The organism is Candidatus Clostridium helianthi (assembly GCF_045310795.1).
In the GTDB taxonomy this organism is placed as follows: Bacteria; Bacillota; Clostridia; order Clostridiales; family Clostridiaceae; genus Clostridium; species Clostridium helianthi.
In genome coordinates this window covers 396,297-413,988 of record NZ_JBJIAB010000001.1, presented here as the reverse complement: position 1 = coordinate 413,988, position 17,692 = coordinate 396,297, and the positions used below count along the sequence as shown (strand labels likewise).

Below are 17,692 nucleotides of genomic sequence, written 5' to 3'. Positions count from 1 at the left end.
GAAAAGTAAATCTCTATAGTTTTGATTTATATTTTAATATATTTCTCCGAAGGAGCGTGGCGCAGCCACTTTTTTATTGTCTAGGAAAGTATAGAATTTTTTGATTTTGAAAGCCAGTGATACCAATGGGGTATAAGGATATTGACCTGTAAAAAATGGTATAAAGAAAGAGCGTGGCGCAGCCACTTTTGTTCTTCTTTAGGAATTTATATTCCAGTAAAATTGAGGGTATAACCTAAAAAGGTTGATTTTTAATTTTTTCTATCAAAAATAAATATAAATTTGTCAATTTAAATGAGAATGTGATAATAAATAAGAAGATTTATTAAAATATTGCTAATAAATATGACTAATGTCAAAAAATATCATTTTTGAGCATAGTTTCATAAAAAGAATATAAAATGAGATATTTTGGCATATTTTGCGATATAATATGAGTTGAAGTTAATTATGAGGTGGGGGAAAATATGCATAAAGCACAAAGTCAAATTAAATCAGTAAGTATAAGGTTATACTTACTGATTACAATTGCTATGTTAGCAATAATACCAGTAGTTATTTTAGGTATCATTTCTACAACGACATCAAGGAGGAGTAATGAAAAGAGTTTTGATGAAAATAGAACTTTACTCTCAAATATAGGACAGGAAATAATAAATAATAAGATTACATATTATGAAGATACATTGAAAACATTAATTGAGAATAATAATTTTAATATTGAAGAATCACCATATAATAAATTGAATGGAGATATGAAATTAATTAAGAAGACTGATGAAAGTATTTTAAATATATATTATTCAGACAACACTGGAAAAGTATTTCAAATACTTGATAGTAAATTGCCAGATGATTATAACGCTACAGAAAAATCCTGGTTTAAAGAGACTATAGAGAATCCGAATAAATATATTATTCATAGTCCTTATCAAGATAAAATAACTGGAAAAAGCGCAATAACAATATATAAGGCTGTGATTAAAAATAATGTACCGGTAGGCGTTATGGCTATAGATGTAGAGCTAAGTGAACTAGCAGATCAGTTATCAAGTATAAAATACGGACAAACCGGAGAGTTTATTATTACTGATAAAGATGGTGTAGTTATTTCTGACAATGACAAAACTAAAATTGCTGGAACAGAGCCAACTGAATACAATTGCTGGAATCAGATATCAACTGGTGATAAAGGTAAAATCAAATTCAATTATAATAATAGTACATATGAGGGGTATTTTGAGACCTCGGAACTTACTGGATGGAAGTTAATACTAAAAATCCCATCTAGTGAGCTAAGGAAATCAGAAAATGATTCAACTATAGCATCAATTATAATTATATTTGCAATAGCGGTAATTACATTAATTATAACTATGGCTATTGCTAGAAGAATAAGTAAAGGAGTAAATTCCTTAAAAGATGGAATGGAAAGAACTGCGAATGGAGAATTTAACAAAGAAATTATTATAAATAATCATATTCGCGAATTTATAATTCTAGAAAATAGTTTTAATAAAATGCAGAAAAATATTGCAAAATTAATTAAGAGTGTTGATAATTCGGCAATAAATGTTAATAAAAATGCTATAAATTCAGTTAGTATGAGCAAAGAAGTAGCAATGTCGATGAATCAGGTAAGTGAGACAATAAATCAAATATCAAGTGGAACTATGGAGTCTTCTAACAATTTAGAAATGATATCACACAGCATGGACTTACTATCTCAATCTATGAATAAGATAGAAGAAGCGACTGAAAGTGTAAATGGTATGGCAATAAAAGCAAATGATTTAGGTAAAGATGGAATAAAGATTGTAAAGACCGTTATAAATAAATCATATGAAACTAAAAAAAGTACTGAATCAGTAAAAGATGTTGTAAGTGAAGTTTCGGAAAGTATAATGAAAATAGGCACCATGAATAAGGCAATAAGTGCGATTACAGAGCAAACAAATCTTTTAGCCTTAAATGCAGCAATAGAAGCAGCTAGAGCAGGAGAAGCAGGAAAGGGATTTGCAGTAGTCGCTGATGAAATAAGAAAGCTTGCAGAAGAGACATCAGTTTCAGCCAAACAAATAGATGAAATAATAAAAGAAATAAAAAGTAAATCAGAATTAGCAGTTGACAGGGTATTAGAAACAAGTGGAACAGTAGATGATCAAGAGCATGCAGTTAAAGAATCAGAAGTGATATTTACAGAAATAGTAACAGCTATAGAAAGTTTAACAGAAAAGGTGAGTAAAATAGCTGAAGGTGTGAGCACCATAAATAATATGAAGGATGATGTAGTTGAAAAAGTAGAAAACTTATCAGCGATATTAGAAGAAACAGCATCGGGAACAGAGGAAGTTTCAGCGACAGTACAAGAAGTGACAGCATCAACAGATAGCTTTGTTGATAATTTTAATAATCTAAAAGATATGGCTGAGGAATTAAAAGAAAAGATAGAAGAATTCAAGCTATAAGAATATAAAATCATTATGATATACATGTTGTAATGCCAATGCACATTTTACAATTCACAATTACGGCTAAAACTCTTGCAATATATATGTTGCAATAATAAATTTGCATTTAAAATTCTAGTTAGCAAAGTGATAAATTAATAGGCAAATGTAGAAACTCAATTACAAAATATATATTTAATGTTTAATGAAATATAAAGGATTGTTGCAAAATGCAATGGTCCTTTTATAATTAAAAACAAGGTTTAATTAGCAAATAGTTAGTGTCATATACAACTTAGGTTTCATATAATGTTATATTTTAAGAAAGGTGAGTATGTATGAAAAATAACCTTAGGTTTGATACTAATGGCAAGTTTAAAATCGTTCAATTTACGGATATACACGAAGGACCAAGCAGAGACAAATCAATAAATCTTATGAATAAGATATTAGATTACGAAAAACCCAATATGGTTATATTATCAGGAGATATTATTGATGGAAAATGTCAAACAGCAGAAGATGTAAAAAAAGCTATAAATCATATAGCGGAGCCAATGGAAAATAGAAATGTACCTTGGTGTATAGTTTTTGGTAATCATGATGATGAACATAATATGATGACAAAAGAAGAAATGATGAATTTATATATGAGCTTTGAACATAATCTGAGTCAAGTGGGGTATAAAACTTTTGATAGGATAGGTAATTATAATCTTATTGTAGAAAGTTCAAAAGATAAAACTCCTAAATTTAATATATATATGATGGATTCAGGAAAATACGCTCCTGCCATTATTGGAGGATATGATTGGATAAAACTTACTCAAATATGGTGGTATAAAAAAACAGCAATAAATTTGAAGAAAAAATATAAAAGATTAATACCAGCGCTTATGTTCTTTCACATACCTTTAAAGAAGTTTAAAAAGGCATGGGAGACTGGATTAGTAAATGGTGAAAGGCTTGAAGATGAGAGCTGTGCCAAGATAAATTTATGCCTATTTAACAAAATAGTTAAAATTGGTGATGTGAAAGGTATATTTGTAGGGCATGATCATTTTAATAATTACTGTGCTGTTTTAGATGAGGTCAAGATTGGGTATGCAGGATATACTGGCTATGGAGGATATGGAGATGATAAAATTCCTCGTGGTGCAAGAGTATTTTTAATCAATGAAGAGAATCCAGCTGATTTTAAAACTTGGACAAGAAGAGAGTTTGATAAAGAACTTAAAAAGTAAACTTTATAAAAAATAATTTTAGGAGATATATTTTCATGAGTCAGTATATGTATAGAACCGCAAAATTTATTGATTTTTAAGTGAATTTATTCTCATAGTGATAAGAAAAAAATTTATAATATATTTTAATTTATGAATATATATTATAGAATAAATGGAATTATATTGAATTATACGATTAAATAATATCCATTTTTACAATATTATAACCTAAATTTACTATATATAAGTTGAAAAATGTTGTAAAAGATGTAATAATAGAATAAAAATGAAAAAATATAATATCAATAGGCACACTTATTGAAAAATAGGGTCGCAAAGCTATGAGTCTAAGGAGAAATTTAATTTTCTATGATTGTCAGGTTGCCAAAATGTATCTATGAATAATAAATTTTATATTTTAATTTTGGTGTCCACAATTATGTAGACACCATTTTTGTGCTCTTAAAACTTACAATAAGAAAGATATTTTTATTATTTTTTTCATGTGCAAAGTATTTGCTGCTAGAGATTCGAAGTTTGAATTATAAATAATATTAAAGGATTAGAAGGGGAGTGGAGAAGGCTAATAAAATATAATCATGGTAATTAGTAGCAAAACTAAAATAAGTTGGACAAACAGTTAAACTTAATGTTGTTTATAAAATCGCATTAAAATTTTGACTATAAAGGAGGCGAGAAGATTATTTTTTGCGGTTTTAATAATCTGAAACGATATGAGTAAAATAGACGAATTATTAAATGAAATAGAAGTTATAGTAAAACAAGGGATAAATAAAGAGGGCGTAATAGAAATTTTAAATTCTCTAAAATGTTATTTTCCATACGAAATATTAGATGAAATGAAATTATATGGGGACTATTTACCTAAAAATAATGAATTAGAATTTTCAGAAGAAAAAAGATATCTTCATTTTTTATGGGATGTACTAGATAAATCACCTATGTGCTTAATTGCCAATTTTGCTATTCCTTATAGACAGATATTAGCAAAAAAATTATTTAAGTCATGCGGAAAGAATTTTATAGCTGAAGAAAATGTACGTTTCAATGTTCCTGACAATATAGAAATAGGAGATAACGTATTTATGAACAAAGGTGCTTTCCTAGATTCAAAAGGTGGAATAACAATAGGTAACTCAGTAGGAATTGGCGAAGGCGTTACAATTTTTACTCATTCTCATGAGGAGCATGAACATGAATTAAGGACATATGCAAAAGTAGTAATTAAAGATTACGCTAAAATATATTCTAATTCAACTATATTGCCTGGAGTAACAATTGAAAAACAAGGAATAGTAGCAGCTTGTTCTTTAGTCGGTAAAAATGTTGAAAAAAATGAGTTGGTAGCGGGTATACCAGCAAAGGCTATGAGAGAGAGAAAAACATTAGATAGAAATCAGGAAGAATTAAAACATATATGGTTGCATAACGGTGAGTTTCAAGATTAAAAAATTTGTACACCTTAAGGAGGAAATGATTAATCATGAGAATATCATTTAAATCAAAGTTAATGGTAATAATATTGCCGCTAGTAATAGTTGGATTGCTATCGCTGACAGGATTTGCATATATTAATTTTAGGAGCATCATAGAAAGCGAATTAGTGAATTCCATGTCATTAAGAACAACAGAAGCAACTGGTCATATTAATACATGGCTGACGAGTAGAATGGCAGAAGTTCAAGAAACAGCTCAAAGCCCAGTGCTTAAGCAAGTTTTGGAAAAAAATCCTGGTTTAAATTTAAATAGCACAGATGGATCATTAAACATAATAGATGATTTAAATTTATCAAGATTTAATTTTATTAAAAATACATATCCAGACGAATATGCAGCAGTGCATATACTAAATAGCCTAGAGCCTAGTGAATGGAGTAACGCTGATAGTTTGAATAAGCTACAAGCGAGATTTTATAATGTAAGCAATGGAAAATTTGCAACTGCTAATTGGGCTAAAGGTGCTGCAACAGAAGCTTCAGAAAGATATTCAAAGACAAATGGCGTTCCTTATGATGCAATATTTAAGCCTACATATTCTGAAGCTTATGATAAGAATGTTGTAATGATGGTTGCATGGAATAAAGATGCACAAGGAAAAGTTACAGCAGGAGCTGCCTCAAGTTTGGCTATTGAAGCAGTAGAAAATCAAGTGAAAAATCTAAAATATGGTCAAAAAGGTTACGGAATATTATTAGGAAGTGACGGAACTTTTATAGTTCATCCAAATAAAGATTGGGCCATGAAAGAGAAAATAAATACAGTTAACGATTCAGATCTTACTAAACTTAATGAAGCCATTCAAGGTGATAAACCAGGAGTTTTTAAATTTGGAAGTGGATCTGAGAAAAAAATTGCATTCTATGCAAAGTCACCGATTTCTGGGTGGACAGTTATAAATGTTGTTTATGAGGATGAACTTTTTGCTTCATCTAATCATTTGATACTAATTATGATTGGGATAGTTATAGCCATTATCGTAATTTTATCAGCAGCTATATTTACAGCAGCAACTAAGTTGATCAAACCTTTAGTACGCCTTAATGAGTTCGCGGAAGTTATATCTACTGGAGACTTAAGTGGTTCAATAGAAGTAAAATCCAAAGATGAATTTGGAAATCTTGCTACAGCGTTTAATCATACAATAGAAGCATTAAGAGGCATAATTACAGATATAAATAATGAATCATCAAAGGTAAATGAAGTTTCAACTAATCTTGCAAATTCATGTGATGATAGCATTAAGGTTACTGGAGAAGTTGCTAAAGCAATACAAGTGATAGCAGAAAATACAACTGAGCAGTCAAGACAAGTGACTTTAGCTAGCGAGAAAACAATTGAAATGGAAGAAGTAAGTAGAGTTGTTGTTAATAAATGTAATGATATGCTTGAAACAGCTGAAGAATCACATAACATAAGTGCGGTTGCTTTTGAAGCTGTGGATAAAGCTGTTGAAAGTATGAAGTTAATTGTTGAAAACAATAAAACCAATTTAGAAGAAAGTAAAATGTTACTTGAGAGATCAAATGAAATTGGTAAGATTGTTGAAGTTATAACTAACATTGCAAGTCAGACTAATTTACTTGCTTTAAATGCAGCAATAGAAGCTGCTAGAGCAGGAGAGCAAGGAAAGGGATTTGCCGTAGTTGCAGATGAAGTAAGAACCCTTGCGGAACAATCTGCTACTGCTGCTAGTCAGATTTCGGCTTTAATAAGTGGAATACAAAATCAAATTGAGACTATTAGTAATAGTATGGATGAAGGTTCTCAGGAAATTACTGTTGGTATGGAAACGGCATTAAAGGCTGAAACTCATTTTGATAATATAGAAAAAGCAATAAGAAACATTTTTGATGTAGTTCGAGATGTATATAATTCTACGGAATCTATGATTAAAACAGCAAAAGATACAGTGGCAGAAATGCAAGAAACATCAATTATATCAGAACATACAGCATCAGCAACAGAAGAGGTATCAGCATCTGCTGAAGAACAGGCTGTTACTATGGACGAAATAGGAGATTCAGCTAATCAATTAGCGAAATTGGCTCATAGATTAAATGAGTTAGTATCTAGATTTAAAATAAGCAAATAAGGATAAAAAATAACAGTAAGACCCTAGAATTATTAGTCTTACTGTTATTTTTTTATTATTTAGAAATTTATATTCCATTAAAATCTGCGGATAACTTAAAAAGTTTGATTGAATAGCTTCGGTATTTTTAAAAGAAATTTTTTGCCTGCGATTTTTTTATAAGTTAAAAGTATAAGATTAATTAATACTATACCTTTTAGAAAACACATATATTATTTCATATCTGTTAATATATTTTTCATTTTATTAAACTGGTTACTAATATCACTATCTGGCTTTTTAGTTAAAAGACTAACAATAATTACAGATAGAAGTGATAATGAAAAGCCTGGAATCATTTCATATAGAAAACTAGATAAGCCTAAAACAATCCATAAAATAACTGTTACACCACCAACAATCATTCCAGATAAAGCACCCCATTTAGTCATTCTTTTCCAGTATAGACTTAATAGAAGAACTGGACCAAAAGATGAACCAAAACCAGCCCATGCTTGGCCAACAATATCTAAAATAGTCTTATTTGGAAGGTATGCAAGTACTGTGGCAAATGCTGCTACGACTAATACAGCTAATTTACCTATTACCATTTGTTGTTTTTCGGAAGCTTCTTTATTAAAGAAAGCTAGATAAAAATCTTTTGTAATAGAACTTGAACAAACTAAAAGCTGAGATGAGATAGTACTCATAATAGCAGCTAGTACTGCAGATAATATAATTCCTGTAATAAATGGATGAAACAATATATCACCAAGGCGAAGAAATACTGTTTCAGGATCGCTTAATGGAGTGTTATGTTCAGTAAAATATACAAGACCTATAATACCACTTACAACAGCGCCTAAAAGACCTATTGCCATCCATCCAATACCAATTCTTCTCGCTGACTTTAACTCTTTTGCAGATTTTATTGCCATGAAACGAACGATAATGTGTGGCTGTCCAAAATACCCTAACCCCCAGGCTAGAAGGCTAATAATACTAGCTATACTAGTCCCTCTAAATATATCAAATAATTTAGGATCAATGGCTTTTACTTTATTAACAAATGTGCCTGGATCTACACCTATATTCATATATGCTACAACTGGAACTGTAACTAAACATATAAACATTAAAGTTCCTTGGAAGAAGTCAGTAAGACTAACCGCTAAGAATCCACCATAATACGTATAAAGAACAACAACAGATAGAGTAACGACTACACCCATTGTATAAGTTAGCTTATATGTATCAACGAATAATTTTCCTCCAGCTACAAGGCCTGATGAAACATAAAGAATAAAGAAAACAAGTATTACTATACCAGATACGAGTCTAAGTATGTTCGATTTGTCTTTAAAACGATTTTCTAAGTAGTCTGGAATTGTCATAGAGTCATTTGCAATTTCTGTGTAGACTCTAAATCTTGGAGCCAGTAGAAGGTAGTTAAAGTACGCACCTACGGTTAAACCAATTCCTATCCAAATGTTAGATATACCAGTTAGGTAAACTGCTCCAGGAAGTCCCATAAGCATCCAACCGCTCATATCACTTGCGCCTGCTGATAATGCTGTAACAAGAGGTCCGAGTCCCCTTCCTCCTATCATATAATCTGAAAGATTAGATGTTTTTCTGTAAGAGTAGTATCCTATTGTAAGCAAAATAAGTAAATATACTCCTATTGCTATAATGGACCATAGTTTCATATTAAATTCCCCTTTCATAATATACAAAATAATAATGCTAGTAAAAGAATTATGTATAATTAATTTTTAATAAAAATAATAAGGATATATTATCATATTATTTGAAAAAGAACAAATTAATTAAAAAGATAGTATGATTTGCACAATATTTTTGAATTAATACTAAAACCTAAACATTAAGAACATTATTACGATAATATTTACTTGAAAATAATAAAGCTTAGTAGATTACAAGGAATATTTATGTATATTGAGTAAGGATTATGAAAAATTTTCTATATTTTGAAGTAAATTTAGTTTATTATGTTGAATATGCATACAAAAGATGCAATAATTATATAAAAAGTAATATATTGAATAACATCAATGTAACAATCTAAATAATAAAAATTGGAATCAGATTAAAAATAATTAGTTATAGGCATAATTATTTTATTGAAAAAGATTTTAATTATTAATTTGTATATATAATAATGAAATATTTTTAAAATTGTGAAAAAAAAGGAGGGAAAAGATTACTTTTATAGTTTTAGTAATCATATGAAGCATGGATAAGATAGATGAATTGTTAGCAAAAATAGAATCTAGGTTGGATAAAGGAGTAAATAAAGAAGTAGTAATAGAAATATTGAATTTTATAAAATGTCCTTTTCCTTTTGAGATATTAAACGAGATTAAATTATATGGTGATTATTTACCTAAAAATAGAGAATTGGGATTTTCGGATGAAAAGAGATATGTTCACTTTTTATGGGATGTATTAGATAAGTCTCCAATGTGTCTAGTAGCTAATTTTGCTATTTATTATAGACAAATATTAGCAAAAAGGTTGTTTAAGTCCTGTGGAAAGAACTTTGTAGCAGAGGAAAATGTACGTTTTAATGTTCCTGATAATATAGAAATAGGTGATAATGTTTTTATAAACAGAGGAACGTACATTGATTCAAAAGGTGGGGTAGTAATTGGTAACTCTGTTGGAATAGGTGAAAGAGCTATGATATTTACTCACTCTCATGCAGAACATGATCATTCTATAAGGACTTATGAACCAGTAATAATAGAAGATTATGCTAAGATATATTCAAGCGTAACTATATTAGGAGGAGTAACAATTGAGAAGCAAGGTATAGTAGGAGCATGCTCACTAGTGAATAGAGATGTAAGGAGAAATACTGTAGTGGTGGGAACTCCTGCACGAGAATTAAGAAACAGAAGAAATCTTAATAGAAATGGTGAGGAACTAGCACTTAGGTTCGGATAATATATACTTTAGAATTTCAAATTTAACATATAAACTTGAAATCAAACTTTAGTAGTGCTTTAAAAAAGTATAGAATCGTAAAAATATTTTTTTCACAATTCTAGATATGTTTAGAACTCTTATATAAATATAATTGTAGCAGTAAACTATATGTGAAAACTAATATATTATTGAAGCTGTCACAAAATAAATTCTTGATACAATATATTGATTTTATAATTATAAAATCAATATATTGTAGTGGTCTATTTATTTTGTAATAGCTTTTTTGTTATTTAATCATAATTTGAAAGATGAAAATAACTAAATAATGAAGGGTAAATAATAAAATTTTAACAGTTAATTATTCATGTGCTGCAAACAGATATTAGAACAATCTTTGATTAAATATCATATGATACATCATAAAACAGTATTAGGAGATGCTTTATTTAATGAAGAAAAAGTTAAAAGTGTTAACTGCTTTATTGATTTCGAGTGTAACTGCCATATCTATGTTTGGCTGTAGTAGTAATAATAAAACTAAGGAAGGTAAAGTAACTGTACGTTTAAATGAAGTTACACGTTCAGTTTTTTACGCTCCTATGTATGTTGCAATGAAAGAAGGATATTTTGCAGAGAATGGAATCGAAATTGATTTGCAAACAGGACAAGGTGCTGATAAAACTATGCAGGCTGTTTTAAGCAAATCGGCAGACATTGGTTTTTGTGGACCAGAACAAACTATTTACATTAATAATCAAGGAAGAGAAGATTACCCGATACTTTTTGGACAGCTTACCCAAAAAGATGGTTCCTTCGTGGTTGGACGAACTAAGGAAGACAATTTTAAGTGGCAAAATATTAAAGGGAAAAATATTATAGGAGGAAGACCGGGTGGTGTTCCTGAAATGGCTTTTGAGTATGCTATGAAACACAATAATATTAATCCTAAAACAGATGTCAATATGGTAAATAATATAGATTTTGCTGCAACTGCAGGTGCATTTAAAGGCGGTACAGGTGATTATGTGGCTCTCTTTGAACCTACAGCTTCTGCAATTCAGAAAGAAGGAACTGGATATATTCTTGCATCTGTTGGTGAAGAATCAGGATTAATTCCTTATACTTGTTATTTTACAACAAAATCTTATATGGATAAAAATCCACAAGTAATACAAGGGTTTACAAATGCTATCTATAAAGGTCAGCAGTGGTTTTTTAGTCATAGTACAGAGGAAGTTGCAGATAGCATAATTGACTATTTCCCAGGTACAGATAAAGATACAATTATGACAGTTGTAGATAACTATAAAAAGATTGATGCTATAGCTCATACACCTGAAATTAAAGAAGAAAATTTAAATAGACTTATGGATATAATTACTGATTATGATTCAAGCTTAATGCCGCAAAGACCTGAATTTAGCAAGATTGTAGATAATTCTTTTGCTGAAAAAGCAGCTAAATAAAGGTCACATAAAGATGAAAAGGTGGTGATTTTATTTGAGCTTGTTAGAAATATCAAATATATCAATGAATTATCATTCTATTAAAGGTGAAACACAAGCGTTAAATAATGTTAATTTTCAAGTAGATGATGGTAAGTTTATTTCTATTTTAGGTCCGTCAGGATGTGGAAAATCTACATTATTAAATATAATGAGCGGATTGTTAGAACCATCTAATGGTAGCGTTCTATACAAGGGTGAAGATGTAAAAAAGAACTTAGATAAAATAGGATATATGTTTCAAAAGGATCATTTATTTGAATGGAATACAGTTTGGGAAAATGTAATCTTAGGATTAAAGATAAAAAAGCAGCTAAACAATGAATCAAAGGAAAGAGTAAGTGGATTGCTAGATGCCTATGGGCTAACGAGATTTAAGAACCATCATCCTAGTGAACTTTCAGGTGGTATGAGGCAAAGAGTTGCGCTCATAAGGACTTTAGCGCTAAATCCAGAGATACTCTTTTTAGATGAACCATTTTCAGCACTAGATTATCAATCGAGACTTTTAGTATGTGACGATGTTTATAAGATAATAAAAACAGAAAAAAAGACAGCAATAATGGTGACACATGATATAGCAGAAGCGATTTCTTTGTCTGAAAAAGTAATAGTATTATCTAAGAGACCATCTAGTGTGAGGGCAGAAATTCCTATACATTTTAGCGATGAAGAATTAACTCCTTTCCAAAAGAGAAGAGCTCCAGAGTTTAGTGACTATTTTAACATGTTATGGAAGGAGTTGAATGATGGAAATGGCTAAGAAAAGTGTAAATGTTAGTGAAGCAAATAATATGTCTAAGGAACATGAAATATATTTGAATAAGGTAAAGAAAATAAAAAGAAAAATTTTAATTACTAGAATTCTTATTTTGGTTATTTTCATAGCCCTATGGCAAATAGCTGCAAATCTTAAGTGGATCGATCCGTTTCTTACTTCTAGTCCAACTAGAGTAATTGAATCATTTGTATCTTTATATGAAGGTGGAGGTTTAATTAAGCATATCGCAGTCACATGCTATGAAACTATCTTAGGATTTTCTTTAGGAACAATCCTAGGCTCACTGATTGCAGTGATCTTATGGTGGAGTCCTTTTGTATCAAAAATACTAGATCCATATTTAGTAGTTTTAAATGCACTTCCTAAAGTTGCTTTGGCTCCAATAATAATATTTTGGATTGGAAATGGTATTCCAGCAATAATAGTGATTGCTCTTTTAATATCAGTAATAACAACAATTATAAGTGTGTTGACTGGATTTAATGAAATAGATAAAGAGAAAATTATGCTTATGAATACTTTTAGAGCGACAAAAATACAGATATTAAGATATTTAATATTTCCATACTCTGTTCCTATCCTCATATCAGCTCTAAAGATAAATGTTGGTTTATCTTGGGTTGGAGTAATAATGGGAGAATTTTTAGTAGCGAAGAATGGTCTTGGATTTTTGATAGTATATGGAGGACAAGTGGCTCAGTTAGATATGGTAATGATGAGCATTGTAATATTATCAGCAATTGCATTTATCATGTATGAGGTGGTTGCAATAGTAGAAAATAAACTAGTAAAGGATAGAAGCTAAAAGTATACTATTAAACTCTACAAATACTCTCTTAAAACGACTTATTTATATAATAAATAAGTCGTTTTAATTTTTATAATGAATAAAATTAAACATATTTTTAGAAACTTATATTTAAAGTGCAATTAATATATAATACTGAAAATATAAGGATATTTAACAAAAAGGTAACCTTTACTTAAAGTGTAAAGGAATTTTACTTATCCATGTAATGATGGTAAATTAAATTGTAAAGGTCATATTAAGAATAGAGAGAAGTTGGTTTTTTAACAAATATGCTTAAATAATTGGAGTGTGATAAAATTGAAGTTATTTAGAGAAGCACTAATTATATTTGGAATTTATCTATTAGGAGAACTTATATCATCAATGTTTCATCTACCGATACCAGGAAATATATTAGGAATGATAATATTATTTATATTATTATGCACAAAGGTAATTAAAGTGGAGAGTATTTCAAATATAACAAATTTTTTACTAGACCATCTGGCGTTTTTCTTTATTCCAGCAGGAGTTGGTCTAATGACGTCGCTTGGAATAATAAAAGCGACATGGTGGCAATTATTATTAGTATGTATATTGACGACTATAATAGTAATTGGAGTGACTGGTATTGTCGTGCAGGCTGTTTCAAGAAAGCCAAGGAAAAACATTTAGTTTACGTACAGATAAAGTGATAAGAAAAGAGGAGAATATATGCAAATATTAACAAACAATGTTTTATTTGGACTAGTACTTTCACTTGCGGCTTTTGAAGTTGGTATATTCATTAACAGAAATACAAGAATACCAATTTTAAATCCACTACTAATTGCAATAGGAATTATAATATGTTTTTTGTTTGCATTTAATATTGATTTTGATACATATAATAAAGGTGGTCAATTTATAAATATGTTTCTTGGACCATCAACTGTTGTACTTGCAGTACCTTTATATAAACAGCTGGATCTTTTGAAAAAGAATGCTAAGGCTATTTTAACAGGGATATTTGTTGGTAGCGCTATGGGGATAATTTCCATAATAGGAATATCGTATCTAGTTGGACTTAATGCAAGTGTAATAAAATCATTAGTTCCAAAATCAGTAACAACCCCTATAGGAATATCAATAAGCAGTCAATTAGGAGGAGTTGTTCCAATAACAGTCCTTGCAATTATAATTACAGGTATAATTGGTGCTGTATTTGGGCCGACTATATGTAAAATTTTTAAGATAAAAGATAAGGTTGCAGTTGGTGTATCCATAGGAACTGCATCTCATGCAGTTGGCACTAGTAAGGCTTTAGAGCTTGGAGAAGTAGAAGGGGCAATGAGCAGTCTGTCAATTGGCATTGCAGGAATAATGACAGTGATAATTGCTCCGTTAGTATATAATTTAGCATTATACATATATCATATAATAAAATAAAAGCTTAAAAATACCATTAAAGGTGAACATTAAAAATAACGGGTTATTCTAAAGAAATTATTTAGAAATAATCCGTTATTTTCTTATAAGTGGCAATATATGAAGTGGAATAGGCAGATTATAAGGTAAATATAAGTATTAGAATTTACAAAAAATATATTTATACATGTATATTATAAATAATGGGACTATAAAAGAGGTTTAGTAATATTTACTTGTTGATTATAGGAAGAAAAGCAAATTATAATTATTTAAGATAGAGTAATTATGAATAATTTAAAAAAATGATAGTTTATGATATTAAAAAATTAATACTGGTGTAGGAGAAGATTAAATATGGCTCACGATGATGAAGTTCTTATAACTTATGGACTAGGGTATGCTTTTGAAAGAAGTAAATTGCTTATTATATCTGAAGTTGAGGAAAAAGTTGTATCCAAAAAAGAAGTGGATATCATGGAGGAAATAAATATAGTTAACAAATTTAAAGAAAAGTTAGATAGTAAATGTGCTTTAAAATTTCCCAAAAGCTACTTAACTAATGTGGAAGAAGTTTTAGAAGAAAAAGTATCAAAGACTATACCTATAATTACATCAATAAAAGCCAAAGATGTGGACAAGCAGGATCACCTTATGGATGAGTATGTAAAAAAGGATCTAAGCCAGATGAGGCTGAGAAAAGAAGGGTATATTCAAAAAGATTCAACTTTGATTAAAGAATATTTAGATAGTTGTAGTGAAAATACATACGCTAAGAATATTAAAGAAAAATCCTTGAAGTATAACAAAATGATTCTTAAGATAATTTTAACAAGTAGTTTTGGAGATGAATTTGGAGATTTTTTGAGTAAGCAAGGACAAGCTACTATTTTAGAAGAAATAGATAAAAATGTAGGAGAGCAGTTAGAGAATTTACTTAAGAATGACTATTTAATAAAAAAGAAGTACAGTGAATTAGATTTCTTGAACATGTTATTGTTCCTTGAGGAATGGCAAAGGAAATATTTTAAATGGGATGGGAAGTATACGGATTTAATGTTCTCAATCAACAAGGATGGAAGAAAATACAAGGGGAGAAAAGACGAAATAAAAGATTCTGTTATTTCTTTCATTAAAGAGAAGAGGTATTTGTATCTTCCATTTGGGAAATATAATGATGATAATATTTTTATAAATTTAAGTGATGAAAGATATTGTAGTATCAATGAAAATGATGAGAACAGATCACAATATGTTATTTTAGAAAAAAAGGAAAATAATTTATATCAAATAGTATCCAATGAGTATAAAAAAATAGATTTAGAAGAAAATTCAGAACTAGGATATTTACTTTCTTATGACAATGATACTGTTTATATTTCCCTAGTTGTATATGACAAGAAGCATGAAAAAGTAATTTGTAAATATAATAATAAATTTATTGATTTTAAATCTAAAATGATTGAAGAATTAGAAAAACATTTTATACTATAAGTAAAGTAAGTTCATAAAATTACATTAATTATTTACTTGGCGGGCATAGATGAGCTGGGTTATTTTAATTTGTAGATTTCGGCTTTTGGCTACATACAATAAGGCTGTTTTAAATTAATTAGGTATGTATATATCTTAATTATTTTAAAACAGCCTTATTAATTAATAGAATGTGTATAGTGTTATTTTTGAGGAGTATATTCCTGATAGGGCATTTGTATTGTAACTCCTGTTTCATCAAATTTATAATTTGTATTTTCAAGAGGATTTTTATTAGCAACTAAGTTCATTCCTATAGAGTAAAGGGCTTCAGCTGTTTGATTAGGATCTTGGAAAACAGTACCTGTCATAACACCTTTATTAATTAGGTCTTTAGCTGCTGGTATGCCATCAATTCCGAAAACAGGTATATATTTTGATTTATCTTCTTTATTGTATCCGTATTTCTGCAATGCTTCAATGGCGCCTATAGCCATGGCATCATTATTTGAAATTATTGCTTCGATTTTATCCCCATATCTTAAAAATAGTAATTCAGTAGAATCCTTAGCGCATATTTCATCCCAATAACAGAATTTAGATAAAATTTCTTGTGTTTTAATTCCAGCATCATTAATAGTTGATATAGAGTATGTGCTTCTTGCATTTGTTACAGTACTATTATTTGGGCCTTTTAACATAAAATATTGTAATACGTTATCACCATTTCTATCCATAGTTTTTTTATTAGAATTCCATTCTTTAATAATTAAATTTCCTTGCAAAATTCCCGATTGATCAGCATCTGTTGATACAACAAGAGCTCTCTTATAAGATTTAATAGGCTCAGTTTCAAAAGGTACTGTATTAAATAAAATCACAGGAATATTTTTTTGTTTCGCTTTTCTAACAACTGATTCCACAGTATTTCTATCTAAGCTAACTAAATTTATCAATAAAAGATCGTAGTCGCTTTGGAGAGCTGAATCTAATAAAGCATTTTGTATACCTTGATTTCTTCTGCCATCCAAAAAAGTAAAGCTAACAGAATCTTTGTTTTTATTTTGAATTTCCTCCAAGCTATTTCTCACTAAAGAGATATAAGGGTCATCGAAAGCAAATAATAGTGTAGCTACTTTTACTGGATTCTTTGGAAGAACTTGTGCATTTGCATATAAAGCAGTTTTAAGATTAAAAGTAGGTATAATAGCTAATATAATTATGAGCGATAGTATCTTTTTTAATATTCTCATTTCAATCCTCCATATGACAATTTAAAATTGTGATATTTATTATTAGATTGTCTTTTAATATTAAATTTATTCTATATTGAAAATATATTAAATAAATAAGAAAGCAGCTACATAGCGAAAGACAATGTAACTGCTTTAAATTTAAATATATATATTGCAAAATAAGTCTTCATTATAATTCTAAAAATATCGCAAGAATTTTAGCTGAAATTGTGCATTGTGAATTGCAACATATAAATATAAAAATAAATCGAAGATTA

Annotated in this window: 13 protein-coding genes and 1 riboswitch; of the genes, 11 read left to right on the top strand and 2 right to left on the bottom strand. The window is 29.2% G+C overall.

Going from position 1 to position 17,692, the window contains the following annotated elements; translation table 11 throughout:
* Positions 1-467 precede the first annotated feature (467 nt).
* From ACJDTP_RS01795 to ACJDTP_RS01780, 4 genes are all read left to right on the top strand, one after another.
* Positions 468-2,468: a methyl-accepting chemotaxis protein gene (locus ACJDTP_RS01795; protein ID WP_406760304.1), complete on the top strand. Its 2,001-nt coding sequence runs from the start codon at positions 468-470 to the stop codon at positions 2,466-2,468.
* Between the two features lie 320 nt (positions 2,469-2,788).
* Complete coding sequence (locus tag ACJDTP_RS01790; protein WP_406760303.1) at positions 2,789-3,694, top strand: metallophosphoesterase family protein; 906 nt, start codon at positions 2,789-2,791, stop codon at positions 3,692-3,694.
* Positions 3,695-3,974: 280 nt separating this feature from the next.
* Positions 3,975-4,065: riboswitch (cyclic di-GMP riboswitch) on the top strand.
* Between the two features lie 345 nt (positions 4,066-4,410).
* Complete coding sequence (locus tag ACJDTP_RS01785; RefSeq protein ID WP_406760302.1) at positions 4,411-5,145, top strand: acyltransferase; 735 nt, start codon at positions 4,411-4,413, stop codon at positions 5,143-5,145.
* Positions 5,146-5,180: 35 nt separating this feature from the next.
* Positions 5,181-7,289, top strand: a complete 2,109-nt coding sequence (locus ACJDTP_RS01780) for a methyl-accepting chemotaxis protein (protein ID WP_406760301.1) — start codon at positions 5,181-5,183, stop codon at positions 7,287-7,289.
* A gap of 212 nt (positions 7,290-7,501) precedes the next feature.
* Here ACJDTP_RS01780 and putP read toward each other — a convergent pair whose 3' ends face one another.
* The gene (gene putP / locus ACJDTP_RS01775) at positions 7,502-8,977 is read right to left on the bottom strand and encodes a sodium/proline symporter PutP (RefSeq protein ID WP_406760300.1); all 1,476 of its coding nucleotides are present in this window, start codon (positions 8,975-8,977) and stop codon (positions 7,502-7,504) included.
* A gap of 547 nt (positions 8,978-9,524) precedes the next feature.
* Here putP and ACJDTP_RS01770 point away from each other — a divergent pair.
* The 7 genes from ACJDTP_RS01770 (at position 9,525) to ACJDTP_RS01740 (ending at position 16,200) form a co-directional block, all read left to right on the top strand.
* Positions 9,525-10,238, top strand: a complete 714-nt coding sequence (locus ACJDTP_RS01770; protein ID WP_406760299.1) for an acyltransferase — start codon at positions 9,525-9,527, stop codon at positions 10,236-10,238.
* Positions 10,239-10,672: 434 nt separating this feature from the next.
* A complete protein-coding gene (locus ACJDTP_RS01765; RefSeq protein WP_406760298.1) occupies positions 10,673-11,689 on the top strand; it encodes an ABC transporter substrate-binding protein in 1,017 nt (338 codons plus the stop codon).
* Positions 11,690-11,723: 34 nt separating this feature from the next.
* On the top strand, positions 11,724-12,491 hold the full coding sequence (locus tag ACJDTP_RS01760; protein WP_406760297.1) for an ABC transporter ATP-binding protein: 768 nt from the start codon (positions 11,724-11,726) through the stop codon (positions 12,489-12,491).
* 31 nt (positions 12,492-12,522) lie between these two features.
* The gene (locus ACJDTP_RS01755) at positions 12,523-13,314 is read left to right on the top strand and encodes an ABC transporter permease (protein ID WP_031275933.1); all 792 of its coding nucleotides are present in this window, start codon (positions 12,523-12,525) and stop codon (positions 13,312-13,314) included.
* Between the two features lie 303 nt (positions 13,315-13,617).
* Positions 13,618-13,974: a CidA/LrgA family protein gene (locus ACJDTP_RS01750; RefSeq protein WP_406760296.1), complete on the top strand. Its 357-nt coding sequence runs from the start codon at positions 13,618-13,620 to the stop codon at positions 13,972-13,974.
* A 39-nt stretch (positions 13,975-14,013) separates the two neighbouring features.
* The gene (locus tag ACJDTP_RS01745; protein ID WP_406760295.1) at positions 14,014-14,727 is read left to right on the top strand and encodes an LrgB family protein; all 714 of its coding nucleotides are present in this window, start codon (positions 14,014-14,016) and stop codon (positions 14,725-14,727) included.
* 336 nt (positions 14,728-15,063) lie between these two features.
* Positions 15,064-16,200, top strand: coding sequence for a hypothetical protein (locus ACJDTP_RS01740; protein WP_406760294.1), 1,137 nt, complete (start codon positions 15,064-15,066; stop codon positions 16,198-16,200).
* A 182-nt stretch (positions 16,201-16,382) separates the two neighbouring features.
* Here ACJDTP_RS01740 and ACJDTP_RS01735 read toward each other — a convergent pair whose 3' ends face one another.
* A complete protein-coding gene (locus ACJDTP_RS01735; RefSeq protein WP_077843775.1) occupies positions 16,383-17,432 on the bottom strand; it encodes a galactose ABC transporter substrate-binding protein in 1,050 nt (349 codons plus the stop codon).
* Positions 17,433-17,692 lie beyond the last annotated feature (260 nt).